Below are 556 nucleotides of genomic sequence, written 5' to 3'. Positions count from 1 at the left end.
CAGGTAGCACGGTGGCGGGCGATGCTATCGCTAACAAGCCTAGATTGAATCCAGCAAAAGCTGAGACACCTATTGAGAAAGCAGCGGTACCACTAAAAATCCAAGATTCAATATTCCCATCATTAAACTTACGATAACCATAAATCGCTAAACTTCCCACCTCAAAGGTCGCGCCAACTACCCCAATCCACCCTGCTCGATATATCAGCTTATTTGCAAAGCTAGTCTTACCTAATACGCCAGCATCTAGCCAATAGTGGACAGGTAGAATATGTCCTTTGTCATAGCAAAAGGCGACCCACTGGATGATAAGGCTTATGCCCCAAGTAATTGCCATCATTGCTCAACTATTATAAGCCACCACAGCCCAAGCAAATAAACTGATGTTAATCACTATTGCCACTATCCATCTGATATTCACCTGCCAGTTTTTACCCTCGAAGGCTCTCTGTGCTTCTGGTGTGATGGGCTGAATGGGATACGGGTTGTTTTGACCGTCCCAAGTTAGTAGCTTTTGCACGTCAGGATGTAAGATAGCGCGTTTGACGCATTGATA

2 protein-coding genes are annotated in these 556 nt (G+C 45.0%); both read right to left on the bottom strand.

The annotated features are described in order from the left end of the window. A partial coding sequence (locus ACS8FD_RS23505) for a hypothetical protein (RefSeq protein ID WP_439277627.1) occupies positions 1 to 340 on the bottom strand: 340 nt, incomplete at its 3' end. A 3-nt stretch (positions 341 to 343) separates the two neighbouring features. Next, positions 344 to 556: hypothetical protein (locus ACS8FD_RS23500; protein ID WP_439277626.1), on the bottom strand; the 213-nt coding region annotated here is incomplete at its 5' end.

This window comes from Psychrobacter sp. 1U2, assembly GCF_051847575.1.
The sequence above is the reverse complement of the archived record's forward strand: the minus strand, read 5'-3'. Positions and strand labels throughout refer to the sequence as shown.